Origin of the sequence: Microbulbifer sp. (assembly GCF_051659245.1) — a bacterium.
Taxonomy (GTDB): domain Bacteria; phylum Pseudomonadota; class Gammaproteobacteria; order Pseudomonadales; family Cellvibrionaceae; genus Microbulbifer.
This window is the reverse complement of record NZ_JBOFOC010000186.1, coordinates 1-13,988: the sequence shown is the minus strand read 5'-3', so window position 1 is coordinate 13,988 and position 13,988 is coordinate 1. Positions and strand designations below refer to the sequence as shown.

The 13,988-nt window shown below is 62.3% G+C and carries 10 protein-coding genes; 3 read left to right on the top strand and 7 right to left on the bottom strand.

The features are described 5' to 3' along the window. Nucleotides 1-304 precede the first annotated feature (304 nt). Together ACRC0P_RS17680 and ACRC0P_RS17675 are read left to right on the top strand one after the other, a co-directional pair. Nucleotides 305-889, top strand: coding sequence for a nucleotidyltransferase family protein (locus ACRC0P_RS17680; RefSeq protein WP_438632623.1), 585 nt, complete (start codon nt 305-307; stop codon nt 887-889). A 271-nt stretch (nt 890-1,160) separates the two neighbouring features. Next, on the top strand, nt 1,161-2,735 hold the full coding sequence (locus ACRC0P_RS17675) for a PQQ-dependent sugar dehydrogenase (RefSeq protein ID WP_438632622.1): 1,575 nt from the start codon (nt 1,161-1,163) through the stop codon (nt 2,733-2,735). Between the two features lie 256 nt (nt 2,736-2,991). Here ACRC0P_RS17675 and ACRC0P_RS17670 read toward each other — a convergent pair whose 3' ends face one another. Continuing rightward, on the bottom strand, nt 2,992-3,315 hold the full coding sequence (locus ACRC0P_RS17670) for a TfoX/Sxy family protein (protein ID WP_183455887.1): 324 nt from the start codon (nt 3,313-3,315) through the stop codon (nt 2,992-2,994). Between the two features lie 401 nt (nt 3,316-3,716). Then, on the bottom strand, nt 3,717-7,586 hold the full coding sequence (gene purL, locus ACRC0P_RS17665; protein WP_438632621.1) for a phosphoribosylformylglycinamidine synthase: 3,870 nt from the start codon (nt 7,584-7,586) through the stop codon (nt 3,717-3,719). 359 nt (nt 7,587-7,945) lie between these two features. Between purL and mltF the strand changes: the two genes are divergently transcribed. Continuing rightward, nucleotides 7,946-9,427 carry a membrane-bound lytic murein transglycosylase MltF gene (mltF, locus tag ACRC0P_RS17660; RefSeq protein WP_438632620.1) on the top strand — a complete coding sequence of 494 codons (1,482 nt, stop codon included), beginning with the start codon at nt 7,946-7,948 and terminating at the stop codon, nt 9,425-9,427. Between the two features lie 176 nt (nt 9,428-9,603). On the opposite strand, the gene ACRC0P_RS17655 is transcribed toward mltF, so the two are convergent. The 5 genes from ACRC0P_RS17655 to mtnP all read right to left on the bottom strand — a co-directional run bounded on the left by ACRC0P_RS17655 (nt 9,604) and on the right by mtnP (nt 13,834). Further along, on the bottom strand, nt 9,604-10,224 hold the full coding sequence (locus ACRC0P_RS17655; RefSeq protein WP_438632619.1) for a TIGR04282 family arsenosugar biosynthesis glycosyltransferase: 621 nt from the start codon (nt 10,222-10,224) through the stop codon (nt 9,604-9,606). After that, on the bottom strand, nt 10,217-10,894 hold the full coding sequence (locus ACRC0P_RS17650) for a TIGR04283 family arsenosugar biosynthesis glycosyltransferase (protein WP_438632618.1): 678 nt from the start codon (nt 10,892-10,894) through the stop codon (nt 10,217-10,219). The genes ACRC0P_RS17655 and ACRC0P_RS17650 overlap by 8 nt, the downstream gene beginning before the upstream one ends. A 61-nt stretch (nt 10,895-10,955) precedes the next feature. Next, nucleotides 10,956-11,642 (bottom strand): TVP38/TMEM64 family protein, encoded by a 687-nt coding sequence (locus ACRC0P_RS17645; RefSeq protein ID WP_438632617.1) that lies wholly within the window; start codon nt 11,640-11,642, stop codon nt 10,956-10,958. Between the two features lie 153 nt (nt 11,643-11,795). After that, nucleotides 11,796-12,743: an arsenosugar biosynthesis radical SAM (seleno)protein ArsS gene (gene arsS / locus ACRC0P_RS17640; RefSeq protein ID WP_438632616.1), complete on the bottom strand. Its 948-nt coding sequence runs from the start codon at nt 12,741-12,743 to the stop codon at nt 11,796-11,798. Nucleotides 12,744-12,907: 164 nt separating this feature from the next. Next, on the bottom strand, nt 12,908-13,834 hold the full coding sequence (mtnP, locus tag ACRC0P_RS17635) for an S-methyl-5'-thioadenosine phosphorylase (protein ID WP_438632615.1): 927 nt from the start codon (nt 13,832-13,834) through the stop codon (nt 12,908-12,910). Nucleotides 13,835-13,988: the final 154 nt, after the last annotated feature.

The following is a 13,988-nucleotide window of genomic DNA, read 5'->3' as shown; positions in this document are numbered from 1 at the left end:
GGCACTGACTTAAGCGCAAATGGCCTTATTTGTAGGGTGGATAAGCGAAGCGCATCCACCAGTTACAAGGCCTGGGGCGGCGGATGCGCTTCGCTTATCCGCCCTACGGGAGCCGGAAACCGCTTAAGTCAGTGCCATTCCGGTCAGCCCTGAATAATGCTGAATATTTCTCCGCTCCGCTAACCGAGTGCCATGCAGCGCCCCCCCTGTTGCGATAGTATTTCCGCCACGCCAAGCAATAACCACAGAGCGAGCCGTATGGCGAACCCTAACCATAAAACAGACGCACCAGCATAGCCCTGCCATGAAAAGGATCCAGCCAATTATTCTCGCCGCCGGCGCCTCGAGCCGCTTCGGCCACTGCAAGCTGCTACTGGAACACCGGGGCAGGACACTGTTGCAACACTGTGTCGATACACTGGCGCCGCTGGGTCTGCCGGCGCCGCTGATCGTGACTGGCGCCTGGCATCGGCAACTTGTCGATACCCACCCGCAGCTGGACCTGCGCGAAAACCGCGACTGGCAGTCGGGTATGGGTGGTTCGCTCGCCTTCGCTATTCGGCAGTTGCCGGCGAGCTGTGATGCGGCCCTGGTTTTACTGGCGGACCAGGTGGCGATCAACAGCACGGATATCCGGCGCCTGCTGGAGTGCTGGACAGAGTATAAAACCATCGTTTGCAGTTTTTACGCCGATCGCAGGGGCGTGCCGGCCGTGTTTCCCAGGGAGTATTTCCCGCAACTGGCGAAGCTGAACAGCGACCGGGGCGCACGCGACCTGCTGCGCTCGGAACAGTACGCTATCACCGAAGTGCCGGTACCCAACGGCACCATTGATATCGACACACAGCAGGATTGGAAGGCCTGGAGATTGTGCCGAGGACCGCAATGATCGCGCCGAGATCTGTGCGCCCAGTGCCCGCCGCTGTCGGTCGAGCTGATCGCCTCCGACGAGCCCCCCGCGCGCGTCGGCGAACCGGGCGTGCCGCCGGTGGCCCCGAGTATCACCAACGCGATTTTTGCCGCAAGCGGGCAGCGGGTTCGCGAACTGCCGATTAACAAACACCTGAAGATCGGTTAACTTGCCCGCTGAACCCAATGATCGACCCGGCGCTGTCTATTGCCGGGTCAACGCCTTCCGCTGTCTGTGAGTTTTCAGCTTTATGGATTTATACAGTAAATGGATTATCGGCCTGCTGTTCGGCATCTGCGCAGCTGCCAGTACCGCCAATTACCAACCTTTGTCCGAAACCTGCGACGGCCTGCCCAAGCTTCCGGTCGGCACCGCGCCCGGTACCTGCCTGGGCCTTATGGTCGGCGCGGAAAGCGGCGCCGCCTTTATCAAACCCCGCAAGGCCCTCGAAATTCCGGACGGCAACCGGATTCTGGTTACGGATATGGGCGGCTGGGGTGCCAACCGGGGAATTCTGTGGCTGCTGGAATTTGAAGACAGCGGCTATCGCGACCTGCGCAAAGCCAGCAGGCTCGCCACCGGCCTGAACCTGCCCCACGACATCAAGCACGGCCCGGGGGGCTATTTCTATCTGGGCGAGGCCGACAGGATCGTGCGTTTTCGACTTGTGGGAGACCAGATAACTGCGCAGGAAACGGTGATCGAAGGGCTGCCGTTTGCACCGGGTAAACACCTGCATCCCCTGACCAGCTTCGTATTCCTGCCCGACAACGATCTGCTGGTAAACGCCGGTTCGAAAACCGACGATTGCGGACTCACCGGAGGTCGCACAGAGTGCGATGAAATCGATTCCACCGGTCTCAGGCGCTACCACTACCTGAGCGAAGAGCAGCGCTGGGACAGCAATTCCGAACTCTACGCCAGCGGGCTGCGCAATTCCGTGGCGCTGTTGGTGCATCCAAGCGGCACTATTTTGCAGGGGGAAAACAGCACCGATCTGAAAGACGCCGAGGAGCCCTACGAGGAAATCAATATTATCCGCGAAGGCGGCTTCTACGGCTGGCCCTACTGCCTCAACCGCAAGCTGGATACCGGCTTTGTCCCCGACGGCTGCTCCCAGCCCGGGTATACCGAACCCTACAGCCTGATGCCGCCCCACGTGGCGCCGCTGGACATGATCTATTACAGCGGCGATCGACTGCCCATTCCCAAGGGCAGCCTGCTGATGAGCTGGCATGGATACCGGGTTGTCGGCCACCGGCTGGTCAGCTACCCGACCACCGCGGAGGGCCTCCCAATTTTGGATAAAAATCCTGTTTTCAATCGCGATCCCATTCCGCCGGCCCGGGATTTCACCCGGCATACCTTTTCCCCGCAGGGGGGCTCCGCGGAAGACGCGCAGCACAGGGAGATCGTCAGTCACTGGAACCCGACCCAGGGACTGAGACCAGAGGGCGCGCCGGTGGGCCTGCTGCAACTGAAGGACGGCTCACTGCTCATCGTCGACGACAAAAACAAGGCGTTGCTGCGCCTTTCCACCGGCGAATCCTACCGGGAGGAACAGAGACAGGAATACCAGGCCGCGGATATCGATGGTATCCGCTTTGAAGGCGAAGCCAGGCGCCTGCTACTGGAGCACTGCTCCGGTTGCCACACGGAGCTGAACGGCAATCCCGGCGAGCTGCTGAACCGGCAAAACGGCTGGCTGCGGGAGGAGGACGGCAGGACCCTGCTGGAACACAAGCTCACGGCCCCCTCCGGATTTATGCCGCCCACGGGCAAGCTGGCGGAGAGCGAGATAGGAACCATTCTGCAGGCCCTGTAGCCAGTTGTTGAAAAATAACGGTTCAGCCCCGAATGGCACTGACTTAAGCTGGGATTCGCTATTTTTGTAGGATGGGCAAAGCGCAGCGTGCCCATCAAAGCCGCGGATGATGGGCACGTCGCTACGCTCCTTTGCCCATCCTACGGCGCTTAAGTCAGTGCCATTCGGCTCAGCCTCCGTTGCTGTCCGATTTACACAAGCTTCCACCGGAAACTATGCCAGCCTGTTGCTGATGTTGATCTTTTTGATCGGGAAATTATTTCGGCGGCAGAGAGCCGGCAAACTCCACCCCGCGGTTGACCCATTCGTCCAGGGCTGCCGCAATCGCATCCTCTTCCACATACACCATGCCTTTAAGCGGCCGGCCGGTGAAGTCCATCGGCCTGGTGTAGCGCTGCTCCAGGGCGTCCTGGTAGTTGTCCGGACCCACGCGCACCATCAGTTCCTCACCCACTACGCCGCAGGCCATATTGCCGTTCAACATAAACGCCAGGCCGCCGAACATCTGCTTTTCCGTGAGGCCGTCGTTTCTCTGCAACAGTTCGCGCACTTTTTCTGCCAGGGTTTTGTTGTAAGCCATCGCAATCTCCTTAACGGGTTCTTGTTGGATAGGAAATGACCGGGAATGGATGCGCGCAGCGCTTCAATGCCGTCACTGCAGCGGATGGGAAACGGTTGGATAGGCTAGAAATGGGTAGTAAAACCTGCACCATACACAAAAATTATTGTGGATAACTTTTTAAGTGTAGCAGGAAATATGGGAATTGCCCGGCAGGCAGGGGAGGGATGCGATTGTAGGAGCGGCGGGGCGGCCATCCGACATGCCCGCGACAAATTTGTCTGGGCCGAAGGCGCCGCGAATACCTGGAGCGGCCGGAGCCAAATTTGGACGCCGAAGGCGCCCATAGAGTGAGCGCCATGTATGGCGCGAGTCAACGATGTTGATCGCGGGCATGGCCCGCTCCTACAACAACGAAATTATCAATCCACAAAAACCCGCGCATTGCGGAACAGGCGCATCCAGCCGGAATCCTCTTCCCAATCGTCCGGGTGCCAACTGTTGCTCACCGTGCGGGCGACCCGCTCCGGGTGCGGCATCATGATGGTGACGCGGCCGTCATCAGAGCACAGCGCCGTGATGCCGTTGACCGAACCGTTGGGGTTGGCCGGATAGGTTGCGGTAATCTCGCGATTATTGTTCAGGTAGCGCATGGCGATGGTGCCGGACTGCTCGCAGGTTTCCAACGCCTCCCGGTCGGCGAATTCCACCCGGCCTTCGCCGTGGGCGACCGCCACCGGCATGTGTGAGCCGGCCATGCCCTTGAACAGCACCGAGGGCGTATCCTCGATGCCCACCAGCGCGAAGCGCGCCTCGTACTGTTCGGACAGGTTGCGCACAAAGCGCGGCCAGTGATCGGCGCCGGGGATCAGCTCCTTGATCACCGAGAACATCTGGCAACCGTTGCACACCCCCAGGCCGAAGGTGTCCCCGCGTTCGAAGAACGCCTGGAACTGGTCCCGCGCGCGGGCGTTGAACAGGATGGTCTTGGCCCAGCCCTCGCCGGCGCCGAGCACGTCGCCGTAGGAGAAGCCTCCGCAGCCCACCAGCCCCTTGAAGTCGTCCAGGGCCACGCGGCCGGCGAGGATATCGCTCATGTGCACGTCCACCGCGGCGAAGCCGGCGCGGTGGAAGGCGTGGGCCATCTCCACCTGGCTGTTGACGCCCTGCTCCCGCAGTATCGCCACCTTGGGCCGGGCGCCTTTGCTGATGTAAGGCGCGCTGACGTCCTCGTTGAGGTCGTAGGTCAGGTTCACCGACAGGCCCGGATCTTCCTTGGCAATGGCGGCGAATTCCTGCGCCGCGCAGTCGGCGTTGTCCCGCAGCGCCTGGATGCGGTAGCTGGTCTCGGACCAGATCTGCTGCAGCTCGGCGCGGGAGCGGCTGAATATCTGCACACCTTCGCGGGTGATGCACAGGTGCTCGTTGTCGTTCAGGTAGCCGATCTGGTGCGCGGGCACGCCGACGGAACCGAAGCGCTGCACCAGCATCTCCGCGTCGCAGGCGGGCACCTGCAGCACCGCGCCCAGCTCCTCGCTGAACAGCGCGGCGATCGGGTCCTCACCCAGATCATAGAGTTCCACATCCATGCCCGAGCGGCCGGCAAACATCATCTCCGCCAGGGCGACGAAGAGGCCGCCGTCGGAGCGGTCGTGGTAGGCGATAACCTGGTCTTCCCGCAGGGCCTCCTGCACCACTTCGAAAAAGCCCTTGAGCAGCCTGGCGTCGTCCAGGTCCGCGGGCTCGCTGCCCAACTGGTTGTACACCTGGGCCAGACAGGAGCCGCCGAGGCGGTTCTTGCCGGCGCCCAGATCCACCAGAATGAGTTCGCTTTCCCCTTTCCTGGTACGGCGCAACTGCGGCGTGGCGGTTCTGCGCACGTCGGTAACCGGCGCGAAGGCGGAGATGATCAGGGACAGGGGCGCGGTGACCGCCTTGTCCTCGCCGCCGTCGTTCCAGGCGGTACGCATGGACATGGAGTCCTTGCCCACCGGAATGGTAATGCCCAATTCCGGACAGAGTTCCATACCGACCGCCTCCACAGTGCGGTAGAGCTTTTCCTCTTCGCCCGGGTGGCCGGCGGCACACATCCAGTTGGCCGACAGCTTGATATCGGACAGCCGCCCGATCGGGGTACAGGCGATATTGGTAATCGCCTCGCCCACCGCCAGGCGGCCGGAGGCCGGCGCATCCAGCAGCGCCACCGGGGTGCGCTCGCCCATGGCCATGGCCTCGCCGGAATAGCTGTCGTAGGCCACGGTGGTCACCGCGCAGTCCGCCACCGGTACCTGCCAGGGGCCCACCATCTGGTCGCGGGAAACCATGCCGGTGACGGTGCGGTCGCCGATGGTGATCAGGAAGCTCTTGCTGGCCACCGCCGGCAGTCGCAGCACCCGTTCGACGGCCTCGTTCAGGTCGATGTCTTTGGTCGCAAACCCGGTGGTCTCCACCGCGCGCTTGTCCGCGGTACGGTGCATACGCGGCGGCTTGCCGAACAGCACCGACATGGGCAGGTCCACCGGTTTGGCGTCAAATTCCTTGTCATTCAGCCGTAGGTGCTTTTCTTCCGTGGCCTCTCCCACCACCGCGAAAGGGCAGCGTTCCCGCTCGCAGATCTTCTCGAAGCGCGGAAGGCTCTCAGGCATCACCGCCAGCACATAGCGCTCCTGGGATTCGTTACACCAGATCTCCAGCGGGCTCATGCCCGGCTCGTCGCAGGGCACGTTTCTGATTTCAAAGTTGCCGCCGGTGCCGCCATCCTTCACCAGCTCCGGGAAGGCGTTGGACAGGCCGCCGGCGCCCACATCGTGGATAAAGGCGATGGGGTTTTTGTCCCCCAGTTGCCAGCACTGGTCGATCACCTCCTGGCAGCGGCGCTCGATTTCCGGGTTCTGGCGCTGCACCGAGGCGAAATCCAGATCCTCGGAGCTGGTACCGCTGGCCATACTGGAGGCGGCGCCGCCGCCGAGGCCGATCAGCATCGCCGGGCCGCCGAGCACCACCAGCTTGGCCCCGGGCTCGAACTCCGGTTTCTCGATATGCTCTTCGCGGATATTGCCGTAGCCGCCGGCGATCATGATCGGCTTGTGGTAGCCGCGGCGCTCGCCGCCGAAATCCTCTTCGAAGGTACGGAAGTAACCACAGATGTTGGGGCGGCCGAATTCATTGTTGAAAGCAGCGCCACCGATGGGGCCCTCAATCATAATGTCCAATGCGGTAACGATGCGCTCCGGCTTGCCGTAATCCACCTCCCAGGGCTGCTCGTAGCCGGGGATCTGCAGGTTGGACACAGTGAAACCGGTCAGGCCCACCTTGGGCTTGGAGCCGCGGCCCACGGCGCCCTCGTCGCGTATCTCGCCGCCGGCGCCGGTGCCGGCGCCCGGAAATGGCGCGATCGCGGTCGGGTGGTTGTGGGTCTCCACCTTCATCAGCAGATGGATCGGCTCCCGACTGAAACCGTACTCGCGGGTTTCCGGGTCCGGGTAGAAGCGGCCCGCCTCGCTGCCCACCACCACTGCGGCATTGTCCGCGTAGGCGGACAGCACATTGTCACCGCCCTTCTGGTAGGTGTTCTTGATCATGCTGAACAGCGAGCGCTCCTGGCCCTCGCCGTCGATGGTCCAGGTGGCGTTGAATATCTTGTGGCGGCAGTGCTCGGAGTTCGCCTGGGCGAACATCATCAGCTCCACGTCGGTGGGGTTGCGCTCCAGCTCCTGGAAGCTGGTGAGCAGGTAGTCGATCTCATCCTCCGCCAACGCCAGGCCCAGGGTCACGTTGGCGTCTTCCAACGCTTCCCGGCCGCCGTCGAGCAGGTTGACACTGGTCAGCTGGCGCGGCTTTTCCTCGCGGAACAGCTGCCCGGCCTCGTCGAAATCCGTCAGCACCGCCTCCACCATGCGGTCGTGCAGCAGCACCGCCAACCCGGCCCGTTCAGCTTCTGTTAATTCGACGCCGCTAATGTAGTAGGCGATACCGCGCTCCAGGCGGTGGATCTGCGTAAGGCCCGCGTTGTGGGCGATATCGGTGGCCTTGGAGGACCAGGGCGAAATGGTGCCCGGGCGCGGTACCACCAAAAGCAGTTCGCCCTCGGGCTGGTGCTTTTCCTCGGTGGGGCCGTACTGCAGCAGCCGCTCCAGCAGCGCCTGCTCCTTCCCGCTCAGCTTTTTGCTGTCGGCGAAGTGGACGAACTCAGCGTAAACCTCACCGATCGCCGGTTGCAGGGCGCGCAATTGGTTGAGCAGTTTTTGATGGCGAAATTTCGACAGTGCGGGAGCACCACGCAGAACTAGCATCGCGGGAGTTTGCCTCTTGTCTGAATTGGGGAAGCCGCGGCAGAAGATTGCACAGCGCCCCGGGGATTGGAGAGGGCGCAATTTTACAGAAGTCGGGACGCAGAAGACAGACAAGCGCCCAACCGGATTGACGCCCGATACCACAAACTCCTGCCGGCGAAGCCCTTTACTACAATTACAGCATTACCGCAAGTTGGCAGATCACAAAGCAAAAAACAGCGATTGGGCAATTCATCTCCTTATGAGGTAAAATTGGCGGACTTTTGCCGGGGCCGACTCAGGACGAGCGCACCGGCAGTTGGCCCGCAACTCAGGCATAACAGCGAATATAAAAGCTAAGGGACTAGAGGGACCACCTTATGATCATGAAAAGCCGCATGTTGCGCTACAGCTGCCGCCTGGTGAAGGTCCTGGCGCTGGCCTGCTGTGCCCCCCTGCTGGTGGCCAGCAAGGCACCGGACACGCTGGAGCGTATCAAGACCTCCGGCAAACTGGTCGTGCTCTCGCAAAACGGTCCCACCACCTACTACGAAGACGCCAGCGGCGCCCACACCGGTTTCGAGTATGGCATGCTGGAAGCCTTTGCCGATGAACTGGGCGTCAAATTGATTATCCGCGATGTCCACGACCTGAATCAGATGTTCGCGCGCCTGAAAAACCCGGAAGAAGGCGCCCACCTGGCCGCCGCCGGCCTCACCGTCACTCCCGAGCGCCGCGAGCAGGTCCGCTTCACCCCCTCCTATTTTGAGATCCGCCAGCAGGTCATCTACCGCCTGGGTGAAGACCGCCCGCGCAAAGTCAGCGATCTGGAGGAGAAAAAAGTCGCGGTCATCGCCGGCAGTGCCCACGCCGAGGAGATGCGTAAACTGTCCCGGCGCTACCCGGGGCTGGAGTGGGAGGAAATCTCCGACGTCGACACCATGGAACTGGTGGAGATGGTCAACGAGGGGAAATTCCACTACGCAGTTGTGGATTCCAACGCCTACGCGGTACACCGCGGCCTCTATCCCAACACCCATGTGGCCTTCAATCTCACCCAGTTCCAGCCCGTTGCCTGGGCCTTCCCCAACAGTGACGACGACAGCCTCTACCACGCCGCGCGCCTGTTTATGCTGCGCGCAAACACCAACGGGCTGGTGGCGGAGCTGCGCGAGCAGTTCTTCGGCCATGTGAGCAAGCTGAATCCCGGCGGCGCCCAGGCCTTCGCCAAGAGCAGCCGCAAACGCCTGCCCCGCTGGCGCGAAACCATGCAGGAAGTGGCAGAGAAATACGACCTCGACTGGCACCTGCTGGCGGCGCTCAGCTACCAGGAATCCCACTGGAACCCGCGCGCCAAATCCCCCACCGGTGTGCGCGGCCTGATGATGTTGACCCGCAACACCGCCCGCGAACTGGGCGTCAACCGCCTGGACCCGACGGAGAGTATCGAGGGCGGCGCCCGCTACTTTATCAAGGTGCGCGACAAGATCCCCGAGCGCATCCGCGAACCGGACCGCACCTGGATGGCCCTGGCCGCCTACAACGTGGGCTACGGCCACCTGGAGGACGCGCGGGTTCTCACGGAAAAAATGGGCGGCAATCCGGACCGCTGGGCCGATGTACGCGACCAACTGCCGCTGCTGGCCAAGCGCCAGTACTACAAGAACACCAAACACGGCTACGCCCGCGGCTGGGAGCCGGTGACCTATGTACAGAATATCCGCCACTACCAGGCCCTGCTGACCTGGAGCAGCCGCATCGAGGAACAGCGCATCGCCGCGGCCAACGACGAATCCGCCGAGGCACTGGCGGACAGCAATACCCCGGTGGCCGAGACCGCCGGCGCCGTTCCGGCGCTTTGATGGCGACACGGACTCGGGAGGTAGGGTGCGCCGTGCGCACCGCCCAGGTCAACGGTGCGCGCGGCGCACCCTACGGCATATCCCCTCCCCTGTAGGAGCGGCGGGGCGGCCATCCGCCCATGGCCGCGATCGAATTCCCAGGTTGCTCCGGCAACGATCGCGGCCATGGGCCGCTCCTACAAAGCTTCTCTCCAGCTTTTCGGCAAAAACTGCAGGTCCGCCGGCTCATCGATATCCGCCAGCGTCTCCAGCCACTCGCAACGCATATTGCACTGCACCACCCGTTCCCGCGTCTGCCGGGCAACCACCTCCGTACTCCAGGAGATACCCTCAAACAGTGACGCCTCCACCCGGTTCAGGCCCAGCAGCGCGTAACCACCGTCGCGGGTGGGGTAAATCACCGCATCGGACTTTTCCAGTGCGGACGCCGCCGCTTTCAGGTGTTCGGCGGTAAGCTGCGGGCAGTCGGTGCCCAGTAGCAACACCGACTCGCCGTTACCGGCGGCGCGGCTTGCCGCATGCAGCAGTCTTTTCCCCAAGTCGCCGCCGCCCTGGCTGGAAAGCGTCGCACCTTTAGGCAGGGAAAAATTTTTCCAGTATGCATCGTCACAGGCAGGGGTGACGCACAGCTCCACAGGGCCCAGTTGCGCGCGCGCGCACTGATCCAGCGTATGCCGCAGCATTTTCCCCGCCAGCTGCGCCGCCCCCTCCGCACCCAGTTCCGGAATCAGCCGGGTCTTCGCCAACCCCGGCAGCGGCGCCTTGGCGAAAATGATCAGCCGCAACGGTTTATTCATAGCGGCGCGCGAGGGTTTCCGCGGGCACTCCGCGCCAATAGGCAAAGCGCAGCCGCCACATCAACAACACCGTGCGCAGCACGCCGCGGGACTGCCAGCGACGCCCCGAGGTGGAAACCGGAACGCCGATACAGGCGGGGCGGGAGATTTTCAGCAGACGCCGGCTCAACTCGATATCTTCCATTAATGGCTGTTCGGGAAAACCGCCGAGCTGCTCGAACTCCCGGCGGTGCACGAAAATGGCCTGGTCCCCGGTGGCGATGCCACTGAGGCGCGAGCGCCAGTTGATCAGGGTGGCGATCAACGGAAACCAGAAGCTGCGCCCGGCAATACGCACATCGAACCTGCCCCAGCGGTATTTTTCCGCAAGCGCGTCCTCGATCAGTTCCAGCGCGTTCACGGGTAGCTGCGTATCGCCGTGCAGGAACAACAGTATTTCCCCGCGAGCCGAGGCCGCGCCACAATTCATCTGCCGCGCCCTGCCCCGCGGCGATACCAGGACGCGCAGGCCTGCATCGCGCGCCAGCTGCGCGGTGCCATCCCCGCTGCCGCCGTCCACCAGGATAACCTCGCAGTCGTGGCGCTGTTGCCACGGCTGCAACTGCTTTGCCAGCTCCGCGATCAGGTTTCGTTCGTTGAGCAGCGGAACAATAATACTCAGGCGTCTCACCTCACCCCCGCGGCGCCGATACCGATCACGATCGGGTTGCGGATGAATTTTCCCGGCTTTTTCATCGGCGACTGGCTCTGTAGCGCTTAATCCAGGTTAGGCCCCACTTGGCCAACAGTGGAAACAGGCCCAACAGTACAAAGGACAAAAGCAGCCCCGGCGACAATATACCGCCAACGCTTTTCACTTTGCCCAGCTGGGTGCCCGCATTGACGTACACCACCGTGGCCGGCAGCATACCCAGCTGGCTGACCCAATAGAAAGTCCAGGTTTTGATGCGGGTCAGCCCCATCAGGATATTGATCAGGAAAAACGGAAATACCGGCACCAGGCGCAGGGCGAACAGGTAAAAGGCCCCATCCCGCTCCATACCGCTGTTCACCGTGCGCAGGCGCCGGGCAAAGCGGTTCTGCACCCAATCGCGCAGCAGAAAGCGGGATACCAGGAAAGCCAGTGTAGCGCCGATACTGGAGGCGAAAGAGACGATCAATATTCCCCACCAGAAACCGAATAGCGCGCCGGCGGCAAGTGTCATGATCGCCGCACCCGGCAGCGACAAGCCGACGACCAGAATATAAAACAACAGGAACAACAGCCCCACCAGAATCGGAGAAGCCCGTCGCCACTGTTCAAATTCCTCCTGCCACGCCCTCAGCTTTTCCAGGGACAACCAGTGATGTAAATCAAAAAGGAAGAAGGCCAGCACCAGGGCAAGCAGAACAGCTATTAATAAAATTTTTTTGTTCATGCAAACTCAGCTATTGGTTGTAGGAGCCTGCGTGCAGACGATCAAATCGCCTGGAGCGATTTGACGCAGCGAAGCTGCCCGAAGGGCCGGGCACAGGGATGTGCCCGGCGAATGGCTACGGAGTTTCACTCTTGTTCGCCTGCAAGCAGGCTCCTACAGGGCTCCTCCACAACTGCTGCCCTGCCCCGCGGTGCAACCGAAGCAGTGGTCGGCCACGCGGATCGGCGTGTTGCGCATATCTCTCTGCAATAAATCCCGCAGGTGCAGGCGCCCCGGCACCTCGATGCCCAGCTGTTGGTTGAAATCGCAGTCGTACAGGTTGCCCTGCCAATCCACGCTGACCAGGCTGCGGCACATAACGCCGTCGAGGTTGTCTGCGCTGTAGTTATCTTTGAGCAGCCGCATATAGTCGGCAAACTGGCCCTTGGATACCAGGGTGGAACCAAAGCGCTTGATGGGCATATTGGCCAGGGCGAACAGCTGGTTGAAGACGATGCCGAAATGCGCGGACAGCTCGCGGCGGTAATCCGCTTCCAGCGCCTCCTGGTCCGGCGGCAGGGAAGGCCCAAGGGGGTTGTACACCAGCTTGAGGAGCAGTCCGCTGCCCGGCTCGCCATAACCCAGGGTATTGAGTTTTTGCAGCGCGGCGATGCTCTTGTCGAAAACGCCTTTGCCCCGCTGCTTGTCCACGTTGTCCAGCGAATAACACGGTAGCGAGGCCACCACTTCCACTTTGTTTTCCGCGAGAAACTCTGCCAGGTTTTCCTGGCCCGGTTCGAACAGGATGGTCAGGTTGCAGCGGTCCATCACATGTACGTCCAGTGCCCGCGCGGACCGCACCAGATCGCGGAACCCTTCGTGCAGCTCCGGTGCGCCGCCGGTGATATCCAGGCTGGCAATTTTGCGGGTACGCAGCACTTCGGGAATCAGCGCCAGGTTCTCCGCGCTCATCATTTCCCTGCGCGTGGGCCCGGCGTTGACATGGCAGTGCACGCAGGTCTGGTTGCAGCGGTAGCCGATATTGACCTGTAGCGTGTCGATTTTCTCGCGGCGGATCGGCGGGAAATCCGATATTTCCAACAGCGGCAGTGTTTCGTGCATATCTCTCAGCTCTGTAGGATGGGCAAAGCGCAGCGTGCCCATCGTCGCCCGGTTGATGGGCACGAGCCCGCCAGGGAAGGCGGGGTGCCGCCCAGCGGGAATGCAGAAAACGCATGGAGCAGCTTTCTGCCTGTGCTTTGCCCATCCTACGGCTGGAAGCTCTATCAGACTTCCGCTTCTTCCACAGACTCTGTCGCTGCCAGCAGCGGTTTTATTACACGGGCCCTATCCTCCGGCATGACTTCCAGCGGTGTCACCAGGCCGCTGGCCAGCGCGGTGTGCGCCGGGGACCGGGGTTTCTCCTCCCCCAGCAGGCGAATCGCCTCTGCGGCGATCCGCTGCGCGCGCGCGGCATTCTGCTGCAGGTTGGCGATGGCCGTTTCCGCGGTCACCGCACCTTCCCGCGGGTGCCAGCAGTCGTAGTCGGTGGCCATGGCCAGGGTGGCGTAGGCAATCTGTGCTTCCCGCGCCAGTTTGGCCTCGGGCATGTTGGTCATGCCGATCACCGAGGCGCCCATACTGCGATACCAGTGGGATTCCGCGCGGGAGGAAAACTGCGGGCCCTCGATACACACATAGCTGCCGCCGCGGTGCAACGTAATCGGCTGATCGCCCTGGGTGCTCTCCCCCTGGGTGCTCTCCCCCTGAGTAAGACCGAAGGCGCGGGCGAGGCAGTCGGCGACTTGCGGGCATACCGGATCGGCCATGGATACATGGGCCACTGCGCCGCCGCCGAAAAAAGTGTTATCCCGCTTGCGGGTCAGGTCGATAAACTGGTCCGGGAGCAGCATATCCAGCGGCCGCACTTCCTCGCGCAGAGAGCCGACCGCGGACAGGGAGAGGATATAGCGCACGCCCAGCTGGCGCAGTGCATGGATATTGGCCCGGTATGGGACCTCGGAGGGAATCAGGCGGTGGCCGCGGCCGTGGCGGGCGAGGAAGGCCACCGGCACGCCGTGCAGCTCGCCGGTAACGATGGCGTCGGAGGGAGGGCCGAAGGGGGTTTCAATCCACTGCTCGCTGGTGTTGCTCAGCCCCTCCATCTGGTAGAGACCGCTGCCGCCGATTACGCCGATGAATGCCCGGGCCATGGTCGCTCCTTATCTGCTTGTTTCCGCGCAGTATAGGAGTGACTGTGGGGGATGTATATTGTTCGGCAGATGCCTGCGATGGCCCGAAAGAAAAAAGGCCGCCTCTGGTGAGGCGGCCTTTGCGATTCCTTGTAGGAGCGGCCCATGGCCGCGA

Coding starts and splice junctions, on each gene's coding strand:
- ACRC0P_RS17680 (WP_438632623.1), top strand. CDS start 305: ATGAAAAGGATCCAGCCAATTATTCTCGCCGCCGGCGCCTCGAGCCGC.
- ACRC0P_RS17675 (WP_438632622.1), top strand. CDS start 1,161: ATGGATTTATACAGTAAATGGATTATCGGCCTGCTGTTCGGCATCTGC.
- ACRC0P_RS17670 (WP_183455887.1), bottom strand. CDS start 3,315: ATGGCTTACAACAAAACCCTGGCAGAAAAAGTGCGCGAACTGTTGCAG.
- purL (WP_438632621.1), bottom strand. CDS start 7,586: ATGCTAGTTCTGCGTGGTGCTCCCGCACTGTCGAAATTTCGCCATCAA.
- mltF (WP_438632620.1), top strand. CDS start 7,946: ATGATCATGAAAAGCCGCATGTTGCGCTACAGCTGCCGCCTGGTGAAG.
- ACRC0P_RS17655 (WP_438632619.1), bottom strand. CDS start 10,224: ATGAATAAACCGTTGCGGCTGATCATTTTCGCCAAGGCGCCGCTGCCG.
- ACRC0P_RS17645 (WP_438632617.1), bottom strand. CDS start 11,642: ATGAACAAAAAAATTTTATTAATAGCTGTTCTGCTTGCCCTGGTGCTG.
- arsS (WP_438632616.1), bottom strand. CDS start 12,743: ATGCACGAAACACTGCCGCTGTTGGAAATATCGGATTTCCCGCCGATC.
- mtnP (WP_438632615.1), bottom strand. CDS start 13,834: ATGGCCCGGGCATTCATCGGCGTAATCGGCGGCAGCGGTCTCTACCAG.